Source organism: Variovorax sp. KBS0712 (assembly GCF_006323185.2).
GTDB classification, from domain to species: Bacteria; Pseudomonadota; Gammaproteobacteria; order Burkholderiales; family Burkholderiaceae_C; genus Variovorax; species Variovorax boronicumulans.
Map to the genome: position 1 here is coordinate 2,506,981 of NZ_VCCD02000001.1, position 21,747 is coordinate 2,528,727.

Consider the following 21,747-nt stretch of genomic DNA (forward strand, 5'->3'; position numbering starts at 1 on the left):
CTCAGGTCGTTTCGAAGGGCAAAAGTACCCGTCTCGAGTCTTCCAGTCGTGCGTGTCATGGTCATGACAACGTGAGGATTCGGGACGTCCGGCGTGTTTCTGTCGAGGCCTGGTCCGTCTTGAGCGCGAGTACATCACTAGTACTCATATCGATCAAATTCAAATTTTTTCGATGATCTATATACTGAACCTATAGATCAGAAAGGCTCCCGCGATGCGCCTCACCCAGCTGCGTTCCTTCTATGCCGTGGCCCGCGAAGGCAGCTTCACGCGGGCCGCCGAGCACCTGCATGTGAGCCAGCCCACCATCACCACGCAGGTGCGCTTTCTCGAAGAGGCCTACCAGGTCGAGCTCTTTCACCGGCGCGGCCGGCGCGTGCAGCTCACCGAGATCGGCGAGCAGCTCATGCAGCTGGCGCAGCAGATCTTCAGCCTCGAAGGCGATGCGGTGGCGCTGCTCGGCGACGCCGGCAAGCTGCGCACCGGCCACCTGCGCGTGGCGGCCGTGGGCCCGTACCACGTGACCAAGATGCTGGTCGACTTCAGCCTGCGCTACCCCGACGTGAAGGTCACGGTGAGCACCGGCAATTCACAGGACGTGCTCGACCGCCTTCTCGACTACAGCGCCGACGTCGGCGTGCTCGCACAGCTGGTGCGCGACGACCGCTTTCTGTCGGTGCCCTTCAGCCAGCACCCGGTCGTGATGTTCGTGCCCTCCACGCACCGCTTCGCGAAGCGGCGCAACATCCGGCTCGCGGAGCTGCAGGGCGAACGGCTCATCCTGCGCGAGCAAGGCTCGACCACGCGCAAGGCGCTCGAACTCGCACTGGCCAAAGCCAAGGTCGAGGTCGACGTGGTGATGGAGATCAGCAGCCGCGAAGTGATCCGCGAAGCCGTGGCGCAAGGCCTGGGCATCGCAGCCGTGTCGGGTGTGGAGTTCGTGCCGGGGCCGAACCTGCACATGGTCGGCTTCAGCGACACCGAAATTTTTACCTACGCCCACGTGCTGTGCCTGGCCGAGCGGCGTGAGATGCGCATGGTGAGTGCCTTCTACGACACGCTGGTGCCCGCCATCGAAGCGCGCAAGCGCAAGAGCTGAGAACGAAGGCCGCGTCAGCCGCGCGGATGGTGCGCCGCGTGCAGCTGCTTCAGGCGCTCGCGCGCCACGTGCGTGTAGATGGTGGTGGTCGAGATGTCGGCATGGCCCAGCAGCAGCTGCACCGCGCGCAAGTCGACGCCGTGGTTCAACAGGTGCGTGGCAAACGCATGGCGCAGCGTGTGCGGCGACAGCGGCACGTGGATGCCGGCAGCCGCGGCTTGCTTCTTCACGATGACCCAGAACATCACGCGCGTCATGCCCGCGCCGCGCGCGGTCACGAACAGGTCGGGCGTCTGCTGGCCGTCGAGGATCACGGGTCGCGACTCGTCGAGGTAGCGTTCGATCCAGCGCCGCGCCTCGCCGCCGAAGGGCACGAGGCGCTCCTTGTTGCCCTTGCCGAGCACGCGCAGCACGCCGTCGTTGAGGCTCATGTCGATGGCCTTCAGGGCGACCAGCTCGCTCACGCGCAGGCCGCTCGCGTACATCAGCTCCAGCATGGCGCGGTCGCGCAGGCCGAGCGGGCTCTCGACATCGGGTGCGGCCAGCAGGTCGTCGACCTGCTTCTCGGACAGCGTCTTGATCGCGCGCGGCATCTGGCGCGCCGGCATGAGGCGGATGCTCGGGTCGGCCGTGATGCGCCGCTCGCGCAGCGCCCAGCGGTAGTAGCGCTTGAACACCGTGAGCCGGCGGTTCGCCGACGTCGCCTTGCCCTTGGTGGACAGGCGCACGCCCATGTAGGCCTGCAGGTCGGTCTCGCGCGCGGCGTCCAGCCCCATGCCGCCGCGCTGTTCGCGCAGCCACTGCGCGAACAGCGCGAGGTCGCGGCGGTAGGCGGCCAGCGTGTTCTTCGACAGCCCGTCCTCGAGCCAGAGGGCGTCGATGAAGGTGTCGATGTCGGCGGTGGGGGGGAGCGGCGGCGGCCTCGGTCATGCGGTGCAAGATAACAAAAGAAAAAGCCGCCCGGAACGCGGGCGGCTTTATTGGGAGCGAAGCCGGTCAGTCGAGCTTGAGGTTCTGCTTCTTCACGACCTGCTTGTACACGTCGAACTCGGCCTTGATCTGCGCGGCGAACTGGTCGGGCGTGTTGGCCACGATCAGCGAACCGGTGTCTTCGATGCGCTTCTTCACGGCCGGATCTTCCACCGCCTTCTTCACGCCGGCGTTGATCTTGTCGACCACTTCCTTCGGCAGGCCCTTGGGGCCGAGGATGCCGTAGTAGGCCATGCGGTTCACCGGCTCCAGGCCGACTTCCTTGAAGGTCGGCACGTTCGGCAGGCCGGCCACGCGCGTCGGCGCCGACACCACGATCGGCACCAGGCGGCCGCTCTGGATGAAGGGCATCGCCGAGGGCAGGTTGTCGAAGATGATCGGCACCTGGCCGGCCACCACGTCGTTCAGCGCCGGGCCCGCGCCGCGGTACGGGATGTGCGTGACGAAGGTGGTGGTCAGGCTCTTGTACAGCTCCATCAGCAGGTGGCCGATGCCGCCCGTGCCCGACGAGGCGTACGAATACTTGCCCGGATTCTTCTTCAGCTCGGCCACGAACTCGGCGTAGTTCTTGGCCGGGAAGCTCGGGTTCACGGCGATCACGTTCGGCGTGGCCGCGATGTTGATGATCGGCGTGAAGTCGGTGATCGGGTCGTACGGCGTCTTCGGGTTGATGGCCGGGTTGGCGGCCGTGCTCGACACCGTGGCCACGCCCAGCTTGTAGCCGTCGGCCGGTGCGCGCGCCGTTTCGGCCGCGCCCACGATGCCGCCGCCACCGGCGCGGTTGATCACCACCACCGGCTGGCCCAGCACCTTGCCCAGCGGGTCGGCGATCACGCGCGCCACGATGTCCGTCGTGCCGCCGGGTGCGAACGGCACGCTCAGTTCGACCGGCTTGGTGGGATAGCCCTGCGCGAAACTCTGGCCTGCCACTGTGATCAGCGCGGCAGCGCCCACGAACGCGCTCCATTGACGACGTTGCATCGATAACTCCTTGACTTGACGGGACCGGCCGGGGCGGCCGGAAAAAAGCGAAGCCCGGATGCTAGCGGGTCGGGGCTTTCCGTCATGCTGTGGAATACCCACGGTTGTGCCGGTTTATGCTCGAAGCGGTGAACTACGCGCAGCTGCTCTTCCCCGATTTCTCCCTCATCGCCATCGGCTGGCTCCTGTGCCGCTACACCGCGCTCGACCGCCGCGTGTGGGACCAGGTCGAGAGCCTGGTGTATTACTTTCTATTTCCCGTCCTGCTGTTCCATTCGATCGTGCGCAGCCCGCTCGACTTCGGCGCGACCTCGAGCCTGCTGACCGCGGGCGTGGGCGTCGGGCTGGCCGGCATCGCGATGGCCTACGCCCTGCCCTTCGTGCCGGGCCTGCGCTCGCACATCGACCGGCACGACCATGCCGCGAGCGCGCAGATCGCGTTCCGCTTCAACTCCTTCATCTGCCTGGCGCTGGCCGAGCGGCTGGCCGGGCCCGAAGGCCTGCTGCTGATCGCGGTGCTGATCGGCGTGTGCGTGCCGATGTTCAACATCGCCGCTGTATGGCCGATGACGCGGCATGCGCAGACGGGCTTCGTGCGGCAGCTGGTGCGCAATCCGCTGATCGTGGCGACGCTGGCGGGGCTGCTGGCCAATGTGCTGGGGCTTACGGTGCCTGGCTGGTTGACGCCTACGCTCACGCGGATCGGGGCTGCGTCGCTGGCGTTGGGGCTGCTGGCGGCGGGGGCGGGGATGCAGTTTGCGACGTTGGGGCGGGGGAAGGTGTTGGCGGTGTCTGTGCTGGCGATACGGCACTTCTTCTTGCCGCTGGTGGCTTGGGGGTTGTCGCTTGCCTTGAGGCTGGACGTTACGCAGGCTTCGGTATTGATGGCTTTTTCTGCTGTTCCTACTGCTTCCAGTGCTTATGTGTTGGCGGCGCGGATGGGATACAACGGACCGTACGTCGCGGGGCTGGTGACGCTGTCGACCATCCTTGGGGTGGTTAGTTTGCCGTTTGCATTGGCGCTACCTCGGTAGTTGGACGTCTTCAGGGATTTGCTTCCCGAGGCCGGGTCTCGCCCCGGCAGGCGACCTACTTTTCTTTGCTTCGCCAAAGAAACGTAGGCAAAAGAAAGGCGACCCTACTGTCTGCGTCCCTCCGCTTCGCTACGGGCAACCTGCGGTGCTCACGTTTCGCGGGGTCTCGCCGAACTCGCTTCGCTCAAACAAGGGCGAGCCCTGATCCGCGAAACGCTGCGCTCCTCGGCGCATACAGAAGGGGTTGGGGAACCCCTCGGGCCATCGCTTCGCTCGGCCAGTAGGCCGCCGCAGGCGCTTCGCGCCTGCGGCGGCTGGAATTGGTAGCGGCATGTGCGCGGCGCGCGTGGATATAAGCGCAAACGCGAGCACGGGATTCGGCTGTTGGAAGTTCCCGGGCCGAGCAAAGCGACGGCCCGCCCGGTGTCAAAGCCCCTCTGGCTGCGCCGAGGAGCGCAGCGTTTCGCGGATCAGGGCTCGCAGCTGTTTGAGCGAAGCGAGTTCTGCGAGACCCCGCGAAACGCGAGCACCGCAGGTTGCCCGTAGCGAAGCGAAGGGTCGCAGACAGTGGGGTCGCCTTTTCTTTGCTTACTTTCTTTTGGCGAAGCAAAAGAAAGTGAGTCCGCCGCCGGGCGGAACTCCCGGCCCCGGAAAGCAAACCCACGCGCCAAGTTCAACGAGCCAGCAAGGCAGGCAAAGCCGAAGCCAACATAGCAACCCCAGACAACGTCAACAAGCTCAACACGATCTTGCGAAACGCCGCTTCACTGATCCCGATATACAACCGAGCCCCCAACAACACCGGCACCGCAACAGCCGCAGCGACCAACACCAGCAACGGCAAAACCGACCGCCCGATGCTCCCGCTCGCCACATGCACAGCAAATGCCACAGCCAGCATCGAGAGGTTGAAGTTCTGGATCACAGCACGTTGCGTGTCGCGCTGAAAGCCGCGCAGCGTGCACCACAACGTCGGCACGACGCCCGAGAAGCCGCCGATGCCCGCCATCACACCGCCGATGGCGCCCGCAATGCCGTCCGCCGCGCGGCCACCGAATGTGATCTTCGGCAGGTGCTGCGACATCAGCATGGCCGGGCACCACAGCACCAGCAGCGTACCCAGGCACACCTTGAACAGCACGATGTCCAGGTGCGGCAGCAGCCAGACACCGAAGGGCACGCCGACCAGTCCGCCGAGCACGAAGGGCCAGAGGATGCGCTTGTCTAAAGACCGCCGCATCGTGAGCGCCGCAATCACCTGCCCCGTGAGGGCGCCGAACAGCGCGAGCACGGCGGCCAGTTGCGGCTCCAACGTCCAGGCCCACACGGACATCGCGACCATGCCGAAGGCAAAGCCCGACAGGCCCTGCACGAACCCCGCGAGCACAGCACCCACGATCACATAGACATACAAGGCTTGCATGCGGCCGATGATAGGGGGCCGCCCCCCGCGCCCAAGTGGCTTACGCCGACGCAGGCACCAGCGCCGTGCGACGCACGCGCCGCACATTGAAGGCACTGGCGATGAGCACGCCCTGCACCAGCGCCAACCCGACGATCACGCTCGTGTACTGGCCGTGGTCCATCAGCCGGCCGAACACCAGCGGCGCCACGGCCTGCCCGATGTCCAGGCCCGCGTACACCACGCCATAGACACGCCCGGTCGCATTGGGCGGCGTCGACTTCTTCACCAGCAGGTCGCGCGACGGCCCGGCAACGCCCGAGACGAAACCCATCGCGCCGAACAGCACCGGCACCATCACCGGCGGAAACTGCGCAAAGGCCAGCACCAACGCCAGCGCCGCCGCCACGCCGAAGCCCGCGCCCACGATGCGCTCGCAGCGCGAGGGGTCGGAGGCCAGGAAACCGCCCACCACCATGCCCGCCGCGCTCGCCACCATGTAGACCGTGAGGCACACCGCCACCAGCGCCACCGGCACCGCATGCAGATGGCCCGCGGCCACCGGCGCGAAGGTCTGCACCACGCTGATCACGGCGGCGTAGAAAAAGAAGAAGCCGAAGCACATCCACACGGCCGGGATGCGCAGGAAGTCGAACTCGCCGCCCACCGGTGCGGGCTCGCCCTGCCCCGTGGCCTTGTGCACGGCCGCAGCATCGAGCGCCAGCACGCTGCGGTAGATCCACAGGATCAGCAACACCACGATCGCCACCACGCCGGCGGAGGCCAGCGCCACGCGCCACGAGAAGGCGATGGCGATCGGCACCACGAAGGCCGGCGCCAACGCCCAGCCCAGGCTGCCGGTGATGCCATGCACGCTGTAGGCATGGCCCAGCCGCGTGGGCGCGACCTTGCGGTTGAACAGCGTGTAGTCGACCGGGTGGAACACGCCGTTGCCGATGCCGCCGACCACCGCGCACGCCAGCAGCATCCAGTAGCTCTGCGCCATGGCATAGCCGAAGGCCGCGAGCCCCAGCGCGCCCAGCCCGACGAACAGCACCGGGCGCGGGCCCAGCTTGTCGACGATGAAGCCCGAGGCCGCCTGCACGATGCACGAGACCACGAAGAACACCGTGAGCACCGCGCCCAGCTCGGTGTAGCTCACGTTGAACGCGTCCTTCAGCCAGGGAAACAGCGGCGCCAGGATCAGCTGGCTGAAATGGCTCACCGCATGCGCCAGGCCGACCAGCCCGATCAGTTGGGCGTCGGTGCGCAAAGTGGTGGCGGGAACGGCTGTCGAGGAAGTGGATGACATGGATTGCTACAAAAAACCGGTGCGGGCACCGATGCTATGCGGCACCGACGCGGCAGAATGGCGATACAGCGACAACATTTGTCGAAACCATGCCAAGCGCCGTTCCCCCCCACGCTCCGCCCGCTCCCGAGCCAGCCTCCCCCGCCAAGGCGCGCGGAACCCCCACCGCGCCGACCAACAGCGTGGGCCCGCTCACACCGCACCTGTACGCCCCCGACGCGGTGCGCCCGCTGCGCGCCAAGGAACACTTCCTGAGCGCCGACACGCTGGTCGAGTTGCACGAGCACCCGTGGCCGCAGCTCACGTTCTCGACGCGCGGCGTGATCCGCCTGAGCACGCAGGACGGCAGCTACATCGTGCCGCCGTCGCGCGCGCTGTGGGTGCCGGCCAACATGCCGCACAGCATCACGCTGATCGAAGACGCCGAGCTGCGCACCGTCTACCTGCACGCCTGGATCGCGCCCACCTGGGAGAAGTGCGAGGTGCTCGAGATCAGCCCGCTGCTGCGCGCCCTGATGCTTGCGCTCGACACCACGCCCGACGGCCTGCCCCCGGCCGACCCGCACGCGCCGCAGCGCGAACGGATGATCGCGCCACTCCTGGTCGACGAGGTCGAGCGCGCCACGCAGATCCGCATCGACGTGCCGCTGCCCTCCGACAAGCGCCTGCGCCAGCTGTGCGAGACGCTGCTGCGCAACCCGGCCGACCGCGCCACGCTGGCCGAACGCGCCGCCGCCATCGGCGCCAGCGAGCGCACGGTGGCGCGGCTGTTCCGCGACCAGCTCGGCATGAGCTGGCAGCAATGGCGCCAGCAGGCCGTGATGGCGCACGCACTGCCGCTGCTGGCGCGCGGCATGGCCGTGAGCCAGGTGGCGTCGGCCAGCGGTTACGCCACCGACAGCGCCTTCTGCGCCATGTTCAAGGCGGCCACGGGGCGCTCGCCCACCTCGTTCCAGCACCGCAAGCGGCCGGCCACCCTTTGATGCCGCAGGGCATGGAGCGGGCACGCCATGGTGCTCTGGCAAGATCGGCGACCGACACCGACACCATGCACTCACCGATCCCCCTGCACATCGCGGCCGAGGCCAGGCCTGCAACGTGGACCGCCGACATCTGGCTGCGCATCCGCCGCCATTTCCTGCTGAAGGCGGTCGGCACCACGGCCTTCACCTGGCTGTTCTTCATCGGCTACTTCCACCTGCTGCGCAACCCGGCCTTTCCGGTCACGGTGATGCCACTGACGCCGCTGGACCACCTGATTCCGTTCCAGCCCTACACGCTCGGCGCCTACCTGTCGCTGTGGGTGTACGTGGGCTTTGCGCCGGGGCTGCAGCTCACCTTTCGCGAGCTGGTGGTCTACGGGCTGTGGATCGGCGCGCTGTGCCTGAGCGGCCTGGGCCTTTTCTACTTCTGGCCGACGCAGATCCCGCCGCTGGACATCGACGTCTCGGGCTACCCCGGCTTCGCGATGCTGCAGGGCGTGGACGCGGCGGGCAACGCCTGCCCGTCGATGCACGTGGCGGTCGCCATCTTCACCGCCGTGCGCCTGGCCGACGTGCTGCGCGCGGCGCGCACGCCGTGGCTGCTGCAGGCGATCAACTGGGCCTGGTTTGCCGCCATTGCCTATTCCACGCTGGCGGTCAAGCAGCATGTGGTGCTCGACGCGGTGGCCGGCGCGCTGCTCGGGCTGGCCTTTGCGCTGCCCTCGTTGCGCTGGCGCCCCGGCCCCCGTTGATCCGGGGCCGCCCCGAGGATTTCCCTAAGGTCGAAGCGGATATCATCAATCACCATTGATCATCAACACAGGCCGAACGAGGAAGGGATCGACCCCGTGGCCCGCCACCCGCAAGGGACAGGCAGCCCATCGATCAACGGCGGCACAAGACGACAGGCATCGCAGATGAGTTCGCTGAAGGAATTGCAGGACCTGATCCACGAGAAGTACGGCATCGAACCGTCCAAGCTCGACCCCCACGCCTCGATGCGTGAAACCGGCGGACTCGATTCGCTGGCACTGGCCGAATTCCTGTTCGCCATCGAAGACCATTTCGGCATCACCATGCCCGACGACGACGCGAGCATCGACACCCTGGCCGAGCTCGCGCAGCTGGTCGACAAGGTCCGGGCCGCCAAGACAGCGTGAGCACGCACGAAGTCGCCGTCACCGGGCTGGGCGTCATGGCGCCGCATGGCGACGCGCCCGACGCACTGTTCGATGCGCTCTTGCAGGGCCGCTCGGCCATCGCACCGGTCTTTCCCGAACTCCCCAAACCCGCCGCCGCCGCCACGGTCGCCTTCGACGAAACGCGCTGGTTCACCAAGCTGCAGCTCGCGGGCGTCGACCGCGTGAGCCAGCTGGCCGTGGCCGCCGCCGACCTCGCCCTGCGCGATGCGGGGCTGACCCTGAGCGATGCCGGCATCGATGCCGAGCGCGTCGGTGTCTACGCCGGTTGCGGCATGGGCGGCGCCGCCGCGCTCGAGGCCGCCTACCGCGGCAACGGGCGCGTCTCGCCGCTCACCATTCCCGCCTTCATGCCCAACGCGCCGGCCGCCCATGTGGCCATGCGCAACGGCGTGCTGGGCCCGGTGCTCACGTACTCGGTCGCCTGCGCCTCGTCGTCGGTGGCCATCGCCGAGGCGGCCAAGGCAGTGCAGCGCGGCGAGGTCGACATCGCCATCGCGGGCGGCAGCGAAGCGCTGATCGTCCCGGGCGTGGTGCTGGCCTGGCAGGCCATGCAGACGTTGGCCGGCTTCCAGCCCGGCGAAGCGGCCGGCGCGGTGCGCCCCTTTGCCACCGACCGCAGCGGCTTCGCACTGGGCGAAGGCTCGGCCTTCCTCATTCTCGAATCGGCCGAACGCGCCCGCGCGCGCGGCGCCCGCCGCTACGCCACGCTGGCCGGCTGGGGCCTGAGCAGCGACGCCACCCACCTCACCAAGCCCGATGCACCGGGCCAGGCCCGCGCCCTGCGCGCCGCGCTGCGCCAGGCCGGCCTGCAGCCGCGCGACGTGGGCTACTGCAATGCCCACGGCACGGCCACGCGCATCGGCGACGTGGTCGAGCGCAACGCGCTGGCCGAGGTCTGGGGCGCCGACTTCGACGCCCTGCGCGTCAGCTCGACCAAGGCGCTGCACGGCCACATGCTGGGCGCGGCCGGGGCCATCGAGGCGCTCATCACCGTGCTGGCACTGCACCGGCGCGAGCTGCCGCCCAACGCGAACTGCCGCGACATCGACCCCGACTGCCGGATGAACCTCGTCGCCCCCGGCGACAGCGCCGCACCCGCGCTCGAGGCCGCCATCAGCAACTCTTTCGCCTTCGGCGGCACGAACTCCGTGCTGCTGTTCCGCCGGGGCTGAGCTGCGTGCTTTTGCGGGCCGTGCGCACCCCGCGGCGCTGTGCCCCGCGCGATAGAGACATTCCGGGCTCTCCGGTATGCTGGTGGGCGCTTCTCCCCCCATGTCCGTCCAAGGAGGCCACCATGCACGTTCGCTCCACATTCGTCGCCCTTGCCCTGCTCGCCGTAGGCGCTTCGGTGCAGGCCAACAACCTGCTCGACCAGCTGAAAGAACAGGCCAGCGCGGCGGTCAACTCGCAAGGCAGCAGCAGCAGCAGCAGCAGCGGTGGCGGCTCGGCGCTCAGCAACCTCAGCCTCGGCGGCTTCAAGATGCCCGCCATCGGCTCCAGCACCATCGGCAGCGCGGCCGGCGTGCTCGAGTACTGCGTCAAGAACAACTACCTCGGCGGCGATGCCGCCTCCGTCAAGGACAAGCTGCTCGCCAAGATCACCGGCCAGAAGAAACAGGAAAACGACTTCGCGAGCGGCGCCAAGGGCCTGCTCAAGGGCGGCGACGGCAAGTCGCTCAACCTCAAGGGGCTGTCGTCGAAGGTCAAGGAAAAGGCCTGCGACTACGTCCTGAAAAACGCGACCTCACTGATCTAGGCTCTTTCTCTCTCTCCCGCTCTCCGCGCGCGGCGTGCCCGCCGTGCGCGCGCCCCGCTTCATGAATCCGGCTTCTCCCTCCTCTTCCCCCGCACCGTCTCTTCGCCAGCGCCTTGCACGCTGGGTTCCCGGCCTCGGCTGGCCCCGACCTTCCGCCGCGCTGCTGCGCAACGAGGCCATGGCCGGCATCACCGTCGCGCTGATGGTGCTGCCGCAGGGCGTGGCCTATGCGGCGCTGGCCGGCATGCCGCTGGTCACGGGCGTGTACGCGGCGCTGTTCCCGGCGCTCATCGCCGTGATGTTCAGCTCGTCGCAGCGGCTGTCGGTGGGGCCGACCGCGCTCACCAGCCTGCTGGTGGGCGCGTCGCTCGCGCCGCTGGCGGTGGCGGGCAGCGACGAATGGGTGGCGATGGCGGTGTGGCTCACGCTGATGTCGGGCGCGATCCAGATCGTGCTCGGCGCGGGGCGCTTCGGCTGGCTGCTGCGGCTGGTCAATTCGCCGGTGCTGATCGGCTTCACGCAGGGCGCGGCGGTGCTGATCGCGATCTCGCAGCTGCCCGCGCTGCTGGGCTTCACGGGGCGCACCATCCCGCAGGTGCTGCAGGGTGGGCCGCTGCCCGACCTCACGGCCATCGCCTTCGGCCTGGGCAGCATCGCCGTGCTGTGGCTGGGCAAGCGCTGGGTGCCGCGCTTCCCGACCACGATGGCGCTGGTGGCCGGCGCGGCCGCCATCAGCTGGAGCATCAACTACGCGCTGCGCGGCGGCGCCGTGGTGGGCGCCCTGCCCTCGGGCCTGCCTTCGTTCTACTGGCCCGGCCTGCTGCCGGCGCACACCTTCAGCGCGCTGGTGCTGCCCGCGCTGATGATCACGCTGGTGAGCTTTCTGGAGACCGCGTCGAGCGCCAAGGTCGACAACGGCCGCGCCGGTACGCTGTGGAACGAAAACCAGGACCTGATCGGCCAAGGTCTGGCCAAGCTGGCCTCGGGCTTCACGGGATCGTTCCCCACCAGCTCGTCGTTCTCGCGCTCGGCCATCACGCTCTACGCGGGTGCGCAGACCGGCTGGGCGACGCTGTTCAGCGTGGCGGTGGTGGCCGGCGCGCTGCTGTGGCTGATGCCGCTGCTGTACCACGTGCCGCAGGCGGTGCTGGCGGCGGTGGTGGTCACGGCCATCCTCGGGCTGGTGAAGCCGTCGAGCTTCACGGCGCTGTGGCGCGTTTCGCGGCTGGAAGCCGGCATCGCCTTCGGCACCTTCGTGCTCACCATCGCCACCGCGCCGAGCATCTACTGGGGCGTGCTGGGCGGCCTGCTCGCCAGCCTGGCGCACTACATGTACCGCCACCTGCACCCGCGCATCATCGAAGTGGGCCTGCATCCCGACGGCAGCCTGCGCGACCGCCACCTCTGGAAGCTGCCGCCGCTCGCGCCGCAGCTGTATGCGGTGCGCATGGACGCCGAACTCGACTTCGCCTCCGCCTCCACACTGGAGCGCGCGCTCACGGTCGCGCTGGCCGAGCGCCCCGACCTGACCGACGTGTGCCTGTTTGCGCAGCCGATCAACCGCATCGACATCACCGGCGCCGAGGTGTTCGGCTCGATCCGCCGGATGATGGAATCCAAGGGCGTGCGCCTGCACCTGAGCGGCATGAAGCTGCCGGCCATGCAGGTGCTGGAACGCGCCGGCCTGCTCGCGCCGGGGCCGATGCTCTTCAGCTACCGCACCGACGCCGAGGCGCTGGCCGCGCTGATGCCGCGCATCGACATGCCCGAAGAAGCCGAAGCCGCGGCCTGACCGCGCGCGCCTCTTCCCCCACACGGGCGCCATGAAAACCACCATCGAAGAACTGGTCGCCTTCCGCGCCGTGGTGGACACCGGCTCGATCACCGCCGCGGCCGACCAGCTGGGCCAGACCGTGTCGGGCATCAGCCGCGCGCTGAGCCGGCTCGAACAGAAGCTCGGCACCACGCTGATGCGTCGCACCACGCGGCGGCTCGAACTCACCGAGGAAGGCGCCGCCTTTTTGCAGCGCACGCGCGCCATCCTCGATGCGATCGACGATGCCGAGGAGCACATGGCCGCGCGCCGCCAGCAGCCGGCCGGCCGGCTGCGCGTGAACGCCGCCTCGCCTTTCATGCTGCACGCCATCGTGCCGCTGGTGCCGGAGTTCCGCCGGCTCTATCCGCAGATCAGCCTCGAACTCGACACCGACGACCTGCCCATCGACCTGCTGGAGCGGCGCACCGACGTGGCGATCCGCATCGGCCCGCTGCGCGACTCCACGCTGCATGCGCGCCCGCTCGGCACGCACCGGCTGCGCGTGCTCGCGAGCCCCGCCTACCTCGAGGCCCACGGCAAGCCGCGCAAGGTCGACGAGCTGGCCGGGCACGCGCTGCTGGGCTTCACGCAGCCCGAGTCGCTCAACCGCTGGCCGCTGCGCGGTGTGCACGGCGACGAATGGACCATCGCGCCCTCCGTGGTCGCGTCCAGCGGCGAGACGCTGCGCCAGCTGGCGCTGGCCGGCGTGGGCATCGTCTGCCTGTCGGACTTCATGACCGCCGCCGACCGCGCCAGCGGTGCGCTGGTGCAGGTGCTGCCCAAGGACACGGTCGACGTGCGCCAGCCCGTCAATGCCGTGTACTACCGCAACACGCAGCTGTCGGCGCGCATCACCTCGTTCCTCGATTTCCTGTCGCAACGCATGGGCTGAGTTCAGCCCGGCGGCATCCGTTCGAACTTCGGCAGCGCCGGGTCGAGGAAGTCCCAGGCGTGCCCGCGCACCGCGTACGTGACCGCCTGCGGCCGGTAGCGCCCCGGGTCGTCCAGGCTGGCGGCATGCACGGTGAAGACGCCGGGCATCGCCGCGAAGGTCATGTACACGGGCGAGCCGCAGGTCGGGCAGAACGCGCGCGTCTTCATGTTGCCGCTGTCGCCCTTGAGGCTCCACAGCGTGGCCGCGCCCGTCTGCTTCACCTCGGCGCCCGCGAAGCTGAGGTACGAGCCGTGGCCCGTGCCGCTCTTGCGCTGGCAGTCGAGGCACTGGCAGTCGTTCTGGAACACGGGTTCCCCTGAGATCTCGTAGCGGATGGCGCCGCATGCGCAACCGCCGGTGTAGGCCGGGTTCATGGTTCTTGTCCTTTTCGAAGTGGTGACGGGCAATCTAGTCGCGCGAGGGCTGGAGCGGGGAGTAACAAGATCGTCGTGAATCCGGGGCGGGCCAGAATCCGGCAGTCACGAAGACACATCCCCAAGGAAATGCCATGCACGTCGACCTGGTGTCCGAAGCCCAACACGATTCGCTCATCGAGCTGCTGACCGAACTGCACGGCTTCTACAACGAAGGCGCGCGCGTGCCGCGCGAGCTGGTGCGCGAACACCTGCTGGGCAATCTCCTCGCGCCCGGTTCGCCGCACCAGCTCGTGGTGGCATCGACAGACGCGCACACCGTGGTCGGGCTGGCCGCGATCACCTGGGTCTTCTCGCTGGTCGACTTCGCGCCGGAGCAACGCAGGCACTGCCAGCTCAAGGAGCTCTACGTGAAGTCGGGCCACCGCAGCGCCGGGGCGGGTCGCGCCCTCATGGCCTGGGTGGCCGCGCGCGCCGTCGCGCAGGGGTGCCACCGCATCGACTGGCCCGTGAAGGCGACGAATGCGCGGGGCATTGCGTTCTACGAAGGGCTCGGCGCGTTCCGGGTGGCCGAGCGGCTGAGCTACCGGCTGCTGCAGCCGGCCCTGGGGGAGCTGGCGGCCTTCACGGTCCCTGCGTGACCGCCACCCGCTCCACCGCCGCCGACGCGATCTCGTAGCCGCTCACCCCCATGTCGGCCGATGCGTAGCGCGCCGCCTTCAGCGTGCCGCTCACGCGCACCGTGTCCATCGCGTGCAGCCCCTTCACGGGCGCGGGCGCGATCACGTGGACGATCTGGTTGGCGGGCGGTGGCGGGGTGTGGATGCAGGCGCCGAAATACGGCACCAGCAAAAACTCGCGGATGCCGTCTTGCGTGGCATCGAGCGGCACGACGAAACCCGAGAGCCTGGCGGGCTTGCCGTCGAGCGCGACGTTGACCGGCGCGTTGTCCCAGACGGCGCGCATCTCATCGAGCATCTGGATCGCGCGCGGGTCGTTGTCGCGCAGCGCTTCGAGGCTGATGTTGCGGTAGCGCTGGGTCGGGTCCCACTCCTTGGGCACCAGCGCGTCCCAGGCCATCTCCTGCGCGGCCGGCGCGCTGGCCGCGCCCTGCCCCTGGGCCGCGTCCGGGCTGCAGGCGGACAGCAGGCTGCCCGCGACCGCCATCAGCAGCACCATTCCCGTGCGACGAACAAAAACACTCATGGCCCCGATTGTGCTTGCCGAAGGTGACACAGCGCTCGGGGCGGGCCAGAAGACCTGCCCTGAAACGAATGGGCACACATGGCAAAAAGGCGGGCGCCGCGCCAGAATGCCGCACCACGACCACGAGGAGATCCGCATGGCACCCACAGGATGGCTTGGATTGACGTCACTCGGCACGGTTCACACCGCGATCAGCCTGATCGCCGTGTTCGCAGGCATCTGGGCCCTGCTGCGCTACAAGGAAATCACCCTGCGCACCGGCCTGGGCCAGGTCTTCGTCTGGACCACGGTGCTGACCTGCCTCACGGGCTTCGGCATCTTCCAGCACGGCGGTTTCGGCAAGCCGCATGCGCTGGGCATCATCACTTTGGTGGCGCTGGCCGTCGGTGCGCTGGCGGGGTATGGGCGGCTCGGGCCGAAATCGCGCTACATCGAGGCGGTCGCCTATTCGGCGAGCTTTCTCTTCCACTGGATTCCGGCGTTCACCGAAACGCTGACGCGCTTTCCGCTGGGCGCGCCGCTGCTGCCGAACGCCGAGGCGCCCGAACTGAAGGCGATCACCGCGGTGCTCGGCGCGCTGTACGTGGTCGGCGTGACGCTGCAGATCAAGCGGCTGCGCGGCGACAAGCCCGTCAGTCCTGCACCCGCCCGCGCAGGCTCTTGATCTGCGAGCGCTGGCTCTTGCCTTCGAGCCGGCGCTGCTTCGAACCGTAGGTGGGCTTGGTGGCGCGCCGCACGCGCGGCGGCGTGGCCACGCTGTCGATCACCGCCTGCAGCCGCGCGAGTGCGTCGGCACGGTTCATCTCCTGTGTGCGGTGCTGCTGCGCCTTGAGCACGAACACGCCTTCCTGCGTGATGCGGCTGTCGCGCAGGGCGAGCAGCCGCTCCTTTACATCGGCCGGCAGCGAGCTGGCATGGATGTCGTAGCGCAGGTGCACCGCGCTCGACACCTTGTTGACGTTCTGCCCGCCCGCCCCCTGCGCGCGGATGGCGCTGATCTCGACCTCGTCGGGGTCGATCAGGAGTGGGGGGCGGAGCATGCCCGCGAGTGTGCCCTCAAACGCGCTCGAAGACGGCGGCAATGCCTTGTCCGCCGCCGATGCACATCGTGACGAGTGCATAGCGGCCGCCCGTGCGGTGCAGCTCGGCGATCGCCTTCGTCGTGATGATCGCGCCGGTCGCGCCCACCGGGTGGCCGAGCGAAATGCCCGAGCCGTTCGGGTTCACCTTGGCGGGGTCGAAGCCCAGCTCCTTGATGACCGCGCAAGCCTGCGCGGCAAACGCTTCGTTCGACTCGATCACGTCGAAGTCGCTGACCTTCAGGCCCGTGCGCTCCAGCACCTTGCGCGTGGCCGGCACGGGGCCGATGCCCATGTACGCGGGTTCGACGCCTGCGTGCGCGTAGCCGACAAGGCGAGCCAGCGGCTTCAGGCCCAGCGCCTTCACGCGGCCGCCTTCGGCCAGCACCACGGCGGCGGCGCCGTCGTTGATGCCCGAGGCATTGCCGGCGGTCACGAGGCCGTCCTTCTTGAACGCAGGCTTCATCTTCGACAGCGTGTCGACGGTGGTGTCGGCGCGCACGTGCTCGTCGGTGTCGAACAGCACGACGCCCTTGCGCGTCTTCACCTCGACCGGAACGATCTGCTCCTTGAAGCGGCCCGCGGCAATGGCGGCGGCGGCGCGCTGCTGGCTGGTCACGGCCAGCTCGTCCATCTGCTCGCGCGTGATGCCGTAGCGCGCGGCCACGTTCTCGGCCGTGATGCCCATGTGGATCTTCTCCCACGGGTCGTGCAGGATGCCCAGCATGTAGTCGACCAGCACCGCGTCGCCCATGCGTGCGCCATAGCGCGCCGAGGTGTCGAAGTACGGGCCGCGGCTCATCGATTCGGAGCCGCCGCCGATGGCGATGTCGCAGTCGCCCAGCGCAATGGCCTGCGCCGCCGACACGATGGCCTGCAGGCCCGAGCCGCACAGGCGGTTCACGTTGAAGGCCGGCGTCTCGATGGGGCAGCCCGCATCGATGGCGGCCACGCGGCTCAGGTACGCGTCCTTCACGTCGGTGGGAATCACGTTGCCCATGACCACATGGCCGATGGCGTCGGCGGCCACGCCGCTGCGCTCGATGGCGGCCTTGACGGCGGTGGTGGCCAGTTGCGTGTTGGGCACGTCCTTGAGCGCGCCGCCGAAGGTGCCGATGGCGGTGCGGGCGGTGCCGACCACGAAGATGTCGCGTGAAGTCATGGGATGGATCTCCTGGATTGAAAAACGAAAACAGCGAATTCTTCAGCGGCCGGTGAAGGCCGCGGGCTTCTTGCCGAAAAAAGGCATCGAGGCCGATGCGGAAATCGGCAGTGGCCGCGCAGGACTGGAACGCGGCCGACTCGGCGTCGAGCTGGCTCGCGAGGTCGCGGTCGAGCGAGCCGCGCATCAGCCGGCGCAAGTGGCCCAGCGCCACGGTCGGCCCCTTGGCCAGCCGCTGCGCGAGCGCCATGGCCTCGGCTTCGAGCTCGGCCGCGGGCACCACGCGGTTGATGAGGCCCAGGCGTTCGGCGGCGGCGGTGTCGTAGGTGTCGCCGAGCATCGCGATCTCCAGCGCGCGGCGCATGCCGACCAGGCGCGGCAGCGCCCACGAGGCGCCGACGTCGCAGCTGGTGCCGACGTTCACGTAGGCCAGGTTGAAGCGCGTGCCCTCGGCCGCGAGCACGAAGTCGGCCTGCAGCATCAGGCTCAGGCCCGCACCGGCCGCCACGCCGTGCACCTGCGCGACCAGCGGCGCGTCCATGGCGTCGAGCACGGTCAGCGCCTCGTGCAGCGGGCCGATGAGGTCGGCCGCGCCCTGCTTCGGGTCGGCGCTCAGCACGCCGAGGTCGCCGCCGGCCATGAAGCCCTTGCCCGCACCGCTCAGCAGCACGGCACGCACGCTCTTGTCGGCAGCCAGGGTGCGCGCGGCGGCGAGGAAGGCGGTGGCCATCGGCACGTCGATGGCGTTGAGCGCGGCCGGCCGGTTGAAGCGCAGCGTGGCCACCGCGCCTTCGCGGCCCACCAGCAGGGGCGAAGAAGAAGTCTCTGAAGTCATGGGTTCACTCGGGTAGGGGCGCGCTGCAGCACGCCGTTGAGCAGCAGTTCGATGCCCTGGTCGGCGATCTGGTCGGGCGTGAGGTCGCCGTCGGGGCGGTACCAGCGGCCGATCCAGCTCAGGGCGCCGGCCAGCATGAAGGCCGCCATCTTCGGGTCGCAGGGCGCGAGCGCGCCCTCGGCCACGCCCTCTTCGATCAGGCGGCGGAAATGCCCGTCGATGCCGGCTTTGAGGCGGCGCAGTTCCTTCTTGAGCGGATCGGGCAGCGGGTCTTCGCCGATGCGGATCACGCACATGCCGAAGTCCTGCGTGACCACGCCCGAGTAGATGCGCATGCAGGCCTTGAGCTGGTCGATGGCGCTGCCGCCTGCGGCGCGCACCTCGCCGATGCCGGTCTGCATGAGGTCCAGCGCCATCTTCACGCACTCGAGCAGGATCTGGTCCTTGTTCTCGATGTAGTAGTACAGCGTGGGCTTGCTCACGTTGAGCCGCTCGGCAATGTCGTCGAGCGAGGTCGCGTGGAAGCCGCGCTCGTTGAAGAGCTGGGCGGCCGTGCGCAACACGGCCATGCGCTTGACCTCGCGCTGCTGCGCACGGCGGTCGGCAGGCGCCCACGGGGAGGCTGAAGCAGGAACGGCGGTGGAACGGGGCATGGGGTTTGTGCGGGCGGGGAAAGTCCCGATGCCGCGAACTGCGGCGAACACGGACATTACCGGCCAGTAGGAATTTTACGGGCCAGTAGCATTTCGCTGCTGGACACAAACCCTGACCTTGCGGCGCGCCCCTTAGCCATGCCTGACGAGACTCGACGGGATACCCCCATGTCCGCACCTTCCGCCACGGCCCCGGTGCTGCAGGCCGAGGCGTTGACGCTGGCATTCGGCGGGGTGAAGGCCTTGACCAACGTCGGCTTCAGCGTCGCGCCCGGCTCCATCACCGCGGTGATCGGGCCCAACGGCGCGGGCAAGACCTCGCTGTTCAACACCATCTCGGGCTTCTACAAGCCCTCGCAGGGCCGCGTGCTGTTCGAGGGCGCCGACATCACCCGCCTGCCCGCCCCCAAGCGCGCCGCGCTCGGGCTGGCGCGCAGCTTCCAGAACATCGCGCTGTTCCGCGGCATGACCGTGCTCGACAACATCAAGCTCGGCCGCCATACCCACCTGAAGACCAACGTGTTCGACGCCCTCTTCTACCTGGGCCGCGCGCGCCGCGAAGAGGCCGAGCTGCGCCGCGACGTCGAAGAACGCATCATCGATTTCCTCGAGATCGACCACATCCGCCACGCCTCCGTCGCCGCCCTGCCCTACGGCCTGCAGAAGCGAGTGGAAATGGCGCGTGCGCTGGCCATGCAGCCCAAGGTGCTGATGCTCGACGAACCCGTGGCTGGCATGAACCGCGAAGAAACCGAAGACATGGCGCGCTTCATCCTCGACGTGCGGCGCGAGTGGGGCATCACGGTGCTGATGGTGGAGCACGACATGGGCATGGTGATGGACCTGTCGGACCACGTGGTGGTGCTCAACTTCGGCCAGGTGATTGCGCAAGGCACGCCGGCGCAGGTGCAGGCCGACCCGGAAGTGATCCGCGCCTACCTCGGCGCGGGCGACGTGGGCGAGTTGCGTCGCCGGCTGCGCGGCGAAGCTGCCGTGGGAGCCGCCTGATGGATTGGGCCTACCTCTTCGAGATCGCGCTCACCGGCATCGCCGGCGGCGGCCTGTATGCGCTGGCGGCGCTGGCCTTCGTGCTGGTCTACAAGGCGACGCGCGTGGTCAACATCGCCATCGGCGAGATGCTGATGGTCGGCGCCTACCTGTTCTTCACCTTCGCCGCGAGCTTCTCGCTGCCGATCTGGATGGCGGTGCTGGGCTCGGTGATCGGCACCGGCCTGCTGGGCGCGGTGATCGAGCGCACCATGATCCGCCCGCTGCTGGGCGAGCCGCCGATCTCGGTGTTCATGGTGACGGTGGGGCTGGCGTCGATCCTCGTCGGGCTGGTCGAGATCATCTGGACCGCCGACCAGCGCCGCCTGCCCGAGTTTTTGCCCAACACGCCCGTGATGATCGGCGAGGCCTTCCTGGCGCCCAAGATCGCCTATGGCGCGCTGATCGCGGTGGTACTGATCGGGCTGGTGCTGCTGCTGTTCCGCTTCTGGCGTGGCGGCGTGGCGCTGCGGGCCACGGCCTCGGACCAGGCCGCTGCGTACTCGATGGGCATCCACGTGCCGCGCGTGTTCTCGCTGGCCTGGGTGGCCTCGGCCATGATCGCGGCGGTGGCCGGCATCATCGTCGGCGCCATCGGCGGCATCTCGTCGTCGATGGGCGTGTTCGGGCTGTCGGTGCTGGTGGTGGTGATCGTCGGCGGGCTCGACAGCGTGCTGGGCGCGCTGGTGGGCGGCGTGCTCATCGGCCTGATCGAAGCACTGGCCGGCTCCTACCTGGGCGGCGAGTACAAGCTGCTCGCCACCTTCATCGTGCTGGTGTTCGTGCTGATGGTGCGGCCGTACGGGCTCTTCGGCACGCACGAGATCGAGAGGCTCTAGCCATGCGCATCGGCACCCTCAAGCAAAGCTACACCGCCGACGCGGCGCTGTTCGATTCGCGCACGCAGAAGGTGTGGCTCGCGATCGGCGCGGCGCTGCTCGTGCTGTTCCCCTTCATGGCCAGCGACTACTGGCTGTACCTCGCGTGTCTCGTCGCCATCAACGTCGCGAGCGCCACGGGCCTGAACATCCTCACGGGCTACACGGGCCTCGTGAGCCTCGGGCAGGCCGCGTTCATGGGGCTGGGCGCCTACACCGTCGCGATCATGCAGACGCGGCTGGGCACGCCCTTCCTGCTGAACATCCTCGCGGGCGGCGTGGTCGCCATGCTCGGCGGGCTGGTCGTCGGCATCCCGTCGCTGCGCGTGAAGGGCCTGTACCTGGCCATCGCGACCATCGCCGCGTCGTTCATCACGCACTTCCTGTTCGCCAACCTCAAGCTCACGGGCGGCACCACCGGCATCTCGCTGCCGCCCGCGCAGCTCTTCGGCCTGCCGCTGGACACCTCGTTCCGGCTGTACTGGGTGATCGTGCCGGTGATGGTGCTCATGGTGCTCGGCGCGGCCAACCTGTTCCGCACGCGCGTGGGGCGTGCCTTCATCGCCATCCGCGACCGCGACATCTCGGCCGAGGTGCTGGGCATTCCGCTCTTGCGCTACAAGCTGCTGTCGTTCGGGCTGTCGTCGTTCTACGCAGGTGTGGCCGGTGGCCTGTGGGCCTACTTCTTCCGCGTGGTCACGCCCGAGAGCTTTCCGCTCTTGATGTCGATCTTCTTCCTGGCCGCCATCATCGTCGGCGGCATGGGCACGATCCTGGGCGGCATCTTCGGCGCCGTGTTCATGACCATGGTGCCCGAGCTGCTCAAGCTGGTGGTCGACCTGCTGCCGGGCGGCGTCGAGATGACCGTGTTCCTCTCGCCGGTGCGCACCGTCGTCTTCGGCCTGCTGATCGTCGGATTTCTGGTGTTCGAGCCGCACGGGCTCGCAGAAGTGTGGCGGCGCATACGCCGCTTTTTCCATCTATGGCCGTTCCGCAACTGAGCC

General features: G+C 68.5%; 23 protein-coding genes and 1 pseudogene. 14 read left to right on the forward strand and 10 right to left on the reverse strand.

Annotated features, from left to right (window positions below; translation table 11 throughout):
• The first annotated feature begins 214 nt into the window (after window positions 1–214).
• Window positions 215–1,099, forward strand: a complete 885-nt coding sequence (locus tag FFI97_RS11565) for a LysR substrate-binding domain-containing protein (protein WP_062482221.1) — start codon at window positions 215–217, stop codon at window positions 1,097–1,099.
• A 14-nt stretch (window positions 1,100–1,113) separates the two neighbouring features.
• Here FFI97_RS11565 and xerD read toward each other — a convergent pair whose 3' ends face one another.
• Window positions 1,114–1,992 (reverse strand): site-specific tyrosine recombinase XerD, encoded by an 879-nt coding sequence (gene xerD / locus FFI97_RS11570; RefSeq protein WP_144004435.1) that lies wholly within the window; start codon window positions 1,990–1,992, stop codon window positions 1,114–1,116.
• 103 nt (window positions 1,993–2,095) lie between these two features.
• Complete coding sequence (locus FFI97_RS11575) at window positions 2,096–3,070, reverse strand: tripartite tricarboxylate transporter substrate binding protein BugE (RefSeq protein WP_139705639.1); 975 nt, start codon at window positions 3,068–3,070, stop codon at window positions 2,096–2,098.
• A gap of 116 nt (window positions 3,071–3,186) precedes the next feature.
• Between FFI97_RS11575 and FFI97_RS11580 the strand changes: the two genes are divergently transcribed.
• The gene (locus tag FFI97_RS11580; RefSeq protein ID WP_139705641.1) at window positions 3,187–4,104 is read left to right on the forward strand and encodes an AEC family transporter; all 918 of its coding nucleotides are present in this window, start codon (window positions 3,187–3,189) and stop codon (window positions 4,102–4,104) included.
• A 673-nt stretch (window positions 4,105–4,777) separates the two neighbouring features.
• Here FFI97_RS11580 and FFI97_RS11590 read toward each other — a convergent pair.
• The gene (locus tag FFI97_RS11590; protein ID WP_139706812.1) at window positions 4,778–5,527 is read right to left on the reverse strand and encodes a sulfite exporter TauE/SafE family protein; all 750 of its coding nucleotides are present in this window, start codon (window positions 5,525–5,527) and stop codon (window positions 4,778–4,780) included.
• A gap of 40 nt (window positions 5,528–5,567) precedes the next feature.
• Window positions 5,568–6,818, reverse strand: a complete 1,251-nt coding sequence (locus FFI97_RS11595; protein WP_139706810.1) for an MFS transporter — start codon at window positions 6,816–6,818, stop codon at window positions 5,568–5,570.
• Window positions 6,819–6,907: 89 nt separating this feature from the next.
• Here FFI97_RS11595 and FFI97_RS11600 point away from each other — a divergent pair, with 89 nt between their 5' ends.
• The 7 genes from FFI97_RS11600 (at window position 6,908) to FFI97_RS11630 (ending at window position 13,467) form a co-directional block, all read left to right on the forward strand.
• Window positions 6,908–7,801, forward strand: coding sequence for an AraC family transcriptional regulator (locus FFI97_RS11600; RefSeq protein WP_070059575.1), 894 nt, complete (start codon window positions 6,908–6,910; stop codon window positions 7,799–7,801).
• Between the two features lie 65 nt (window positions 7,802–7,866).
• Entirely contained in the window at window positions 7,867–8,553 is a 687-nt protein-coding gene (locus FFI97_RS11605) for a phosphatase PAP2 family protein (RefSeq protein ID WP_095950754.1), read from the forward strand.
• A 165-nt stretch (window positions 8,554–8,718) separates the two neighbouring features.
• Window positions 8,719–8,961 carry an acyl carrier protein gene (locus FFI97_RS11610; RefSeq protein ID WP_062472943.1) on the forward strand — a complete coding sequence of 81 codons (243 nt, stop codon included), beginning with the start codon at window positions 8,719–8,721 and terminating at the stop codon, window positions 8,959–8,961.
• A complete protein-coding gene (locus FFI97_RS11615) occupies window positions 8,958–10,175 on the forward strand; it encodes a beta-ketoacyl-[acyl-carrier-protein] synthase family protein (RefSeq protein WP_139706808.1) in 1,218 nt (405 codons plus the stop codon). The genes FFI97_RS11610 and FFI97_RS11615 overlap by 4 nt, the downstream gene beginning before the upstream one ends.
• Before the next feature lie 122 nt (window positions 10,176–10,297).
• On the forward strand, window positions 10,298–10,759 hold the full coding sequence (locus tag FFI97_RS11620; protein WP_139706805.1) for a DUF2501 domain-containing protein: 462 nt from the start codon (window positions 10,298–10,300) through the stop codon (window positions 10,757–10,759).
• Window positions 10,760–10,820: 61 nt separating this feature from the next.
• On the forward strand, window positions 10,821–12,551 hold the full coding sequence (locus tag FFI97_RS11625; protein ID WP_139706803.1) for a SulP family inorganic anion transporter: 1,731 nt from the start codon (window positions 10,821–10,823) through the stop codon (window positions 12,549–12,551).
• A gap of 31 nt (window positions 12,552–12,582) precedes the next feature.
• Complete coding sequence (locus FFI97_RS11630; RefSeq protein ID WP_139706801.1) at window positions 12,583–13,467, forward strand: LysR family transcriptional regulator; 885 nt, start codon at window positions 12,583–12,585, stop codon at window positions 13,465–13,467.
• A gap of 2 nt (window positions 13,468–13,469) precedes the next feature.
• On the opposite strand, the gene FFI97_RS11635 is transcribed toward FFI97_RS11630, so the two are convergent.
• The gene (locus tag FFI97_RS11635; protein ID WP_139706799.1) at window positions 13,470–13,883 is read right to left on the reverse strand and encodes a GFA family protein; all 414 of its coding nucleotides are present in this window, start codon (window positions 13,881–13,883) and stop codon (window positions 13,470–13,472) included.
• A 134-nt stretch (window positions 13,884–14,017) separates the two neighbouring features.
• On the opposite strand from FFI97_RS11635, the gene FFI97_RS11640 reads away from it, so the two are divergent.
• A complete protein-coding gene (locus FFI97_RS11640; protein ID WP_139706797.1) occupies window positions 14,018–14,524 on the forward strand; it encodes a GNAT family N-acetyltransferase in 507 nt (168 codons plus the stop codon).
• On the opposite strand, the gene FFI97_RS11645 is transcribed toward FFI97_RS11640, so the two are convergent.
• Window positions 14,508–15,089, reverse strand: a complete 582-nt coding sequence (locus FFI97_RS11645; protein WP_139706795.1) for a DUF3299 domain-containing protein — start codon at window positions 15,087–15,089, stop codon at window positions 14,508–14,510. The genes FFI97_RS11640 and FFI97_RS11645 overlap by 17 nt on opposite strands.
• 136 nt (window positions 15,090–15,225) lie before the next feature.
• Here FFI97_RS11645 and FFI97_RS11650 point away from each other — a divergent pair, with 136 nt between their 5' ends.
• Complete coding sequence (locus tag FFI97_RS11650) at window positions 15,226–15,753, forward strand: hypothetical protein (protein WP_070059738.1); 528 nt, start codon at window positions 15,226–15,228, stop codon at window positions 15,751–15,753.
• On the opposite strand, the gene arfB is transcribed toward FFI97_RS11650, so the two are convergent.
• The 4 genes and pseudogenes from arfB to FFI97_RS11670 form a co-directional block, all read right to left on the reverse strand.
• Window positions 15,722–16,129 carry an alternative ribosome rescue aminoacyl-tRNA hydrolase ArfB gene (arfB, locus tag FFI97_RS11655; RefSeq protein WP_062472954.1) on the reverse strand — a complete coding sequence of 136 codons (408 nt, stop codon included), beginning with the start codon at window positions 16,127–16,129 and terminating at the stop codon, window positions 15,722–15,724. The two genes, FFI97_RS11650 and arfB, sit on opposite strands and share 32 nt — an antisense overlap.
• Before the next feature lie 16 nt (window positions 16,130–16,145).
• Window positions 16,146–17,330: an acetyl-CoA C-acyltransferase family protein gene (locus FFI97_RS11660; RefSeq protein ID WP_056583174.1), complete on the reverse strand. Its 1,185-nt coding sequence runs from the start codon at window positions 17,328–17,330 to the stop codon at window positions 16,146–16,148.
• 136 nt (window positions 17,331–17,466) lie between these two features.
• A pseudogene (locus tag FFI97_RS11665) lies at window positions 17,467–18,165 on the reverse strand (enoyl-CoA hydratase/isomerase family protein); the annotation flags it as partial.
• Window positions 18,162–18,818: a TetR/AcrR family transcriptional regulator gene (locus FFI97_RS11670; protein WP_260684972.1), complete on the reverse strand. Its 657-nt coding sequence runs from the start codon at window positions 18,816–18,818 to the stop codon at window positions 18,162–18,164. The pseudogene FFI97_RS11665 and the gene FFI97_RS11670, both read right to left, overlap by 4 nt.
• Before the next feature lie 168 nt (window positions 18,819–18,986).
• Here FFI97_RS11670 and FFI97_RS11675 point away from each other — a divergent pair, with 168 nt between their 5' ends.
• From FFI97_RS11675 to FFI97_RS11685, 3 genes are read left to right on the forward strand one after another with little or no spacing between them, the layout of a single operon-like run.
• Window positions 18,987–19,826, forward strand: a complete 840-nt coding sequence (locus FFI97_RS11675; protein WP_139140279.1) for an ABC transporter ATP-binding protein — start codon at window positions 18,987–18,989, stop codon at window positions 19,824–19,826.
• Entirely contained in the window at window positions 19,826–20,704 is an 879-nt protein-coding gene (locus tag FFI97_RS11680; RefSeq protein WP_062472963.1) for a branched-chain amino acid ABC transporter permease, read from the forward strand. Before FFI97_RS11675 ends, FFI97_RS11680 begins: the two co-directional genes overlap by 1 nt.
• A gap of 2 nt (window positions 20,705–20,706) precedes the next feature.
• A complete protein-coding gene (locus FFI97_RS11685; protein WP_139706115.1) occupies window positions 20,707–21,744 on the forward strand; it encodes a branched-chain amino acid ABC transporter permease in 1,038 nt (345 codons plus the stop codon).
• Window positions 21,745–21,747 lie beyond the last annotated feature (3 nt).

Excerpts from the sequence above, each read along its gene's own strand:
- FFI97_RS11580 (WP_139705641.1), top strand. The coding sequence starts at position 3,187 with ATGCTCGAAGCGGTGAACTACGCGCAGCTGCTCTTCCCCGATTTCTCC.
- FFI97_RS11675 (WP_139140279.1), top strand. The coding sequence starts at position 18,987 with ATGTCCGCACCTTCCGCCACGGCCCCGGTGCTGCAGGCCGAGGCGTTG.
- FFI97_RS11670 (WP_260684972.1), bottom strand. The coding sequence starts at position 18,818 with ATGCCCCGTTCCACCGCCGTTCCTGCTTCAGCCTCCCCGTGGGCGCCT.
- FFI97_RS11635 (WP_139706799.1), bottom strand. The coding sequence starts at position 13,883 with ATGAACCCGGCCTACACCGGCGGTTGCGCATGCGGCGCCATCCGCTAC.
- FFI97_RS11680 (WP_062472963.1), top strand. The coding sequence starts at position 19,826 with ATGGATTGGGCCTACCTCTTCGAGATCGCGCTCACCGGCATCGCCGGC.
- FFI97_RS11660 (WP_056583174.1), bottom strand. The coding sequence starts at position 17,330 with ATGACTTCACGCGACATCTTCGTGGTCGGCACCGCCCGCACCGCCATC.
- FFI97_RS11620 (WP_139706805.1), top strand. The coding sequence starts at position 10,298 with ATGCACGTTCGCTCCACATTCGTCGCCCTTGCCCTGCTCGCCGTAGGC.
- FFI97_RS11605 (WP_095950754.1), top strand. The coding sequence starts at position 7,867 with ATGCACTCACCGATCCCCCTGCACATCGCGGCCGAGGCCAGGCCTGCA.
- arfB (WP_062472954.1), bottom strand. The coding sequence starts at position 16,129 with ATGCTCCGCCCCCCACTCCTGATCGACCCCGACGAGGTCGAGATCAGC.
- FFI97_RS11650 (WP_070059738.1), top strand. The coding sequence starts at position 15,226 with ATGGCACCCACAGGATGGCTTGGATTGACGTCACTCGGCACGGTTCAC.
- FFI97_RS11590 (WP_139706812.1), bottom strand. The coding sequence starts at position 5,527 with ATGCAAGCCTTGTATGTCTATGTGATCGTGGGTGCTGTGCTCGCGGGG.
- FFI97_RS11600 (WP_070059575.1), top strand. The coding sequence starts at position 6,908 with ATGCCAAGCGCCGTTCCCCCCCACGCTCCGCCCGCTCCCGAGCCAGCC.
- FFI97_RS11610 (WP_062472943.1), top strand. The coding sequence starts at position 8,719 with ATGAGTTCGCTGAAGGAATTGCAGGACCTGATCCACGAGAAGTACGGC.
- FFI97_RS11575 (WP_139705639.1), bottom strand. The coding sequence starts at position 3,070 with ATGCAACGTCGTCAATGGAGCGCGTTCGTGGGCGCTGCCGCGCTGATC.
- FFI97_RS11685 (WP_139706115.1), top strand. The coding sequence starts at position 20,707 with ATGCGCATCGGCACCCTCAAGCAAAGCTACACCGCCGACGCGGCGCTG.
- FFI97_RS11565 (WP_062482221.1), top strand. The coding sequence starts at position 215 with ATGCGCCTCACCCAGCTGCGTTCCTTCTATGCCGTGGCCCGCGAAGGC.
- FFI97_RS11640 (WP_139706797.1), top strand. The coding sequence starts at position 14,018 with ATGCACGTCGACCTGGTGTCCGAAGCCCAACACGATTCGCTCATCGAG.
- FFI97_RS11625 (WP_139706803.1), top strand. The coding sequence starts at position 10,821 with ATGAATCCGGCTTCTCCCTCCTCTTCCCCCGCACCGTCTCTTCGCCAG.
- FFI97_RS11595 (WP_139706810.1), bottom strand. The coding sequence starts at position 6,818 with ATGTCATCCACTTCCTCGACAGCCGTTCCCGCCACCACTTTGCGCACC.
- FFI97_RS11645 (WP_139706795.1), bottom strand. The coding sequence starts at position 15,089 with ATGAGTGTTTTTGTTCGTCGCACGGGAATGGTGCTGCTGATGGCGGTC.
- FFI97_RS11630 (WP_139706801.1), top strand. The coding sequence starts at position 12,583 with ATGAAAACCACCATCGAAGAACTGGTCGCCTTCCGCGCCGTGGTGGAC.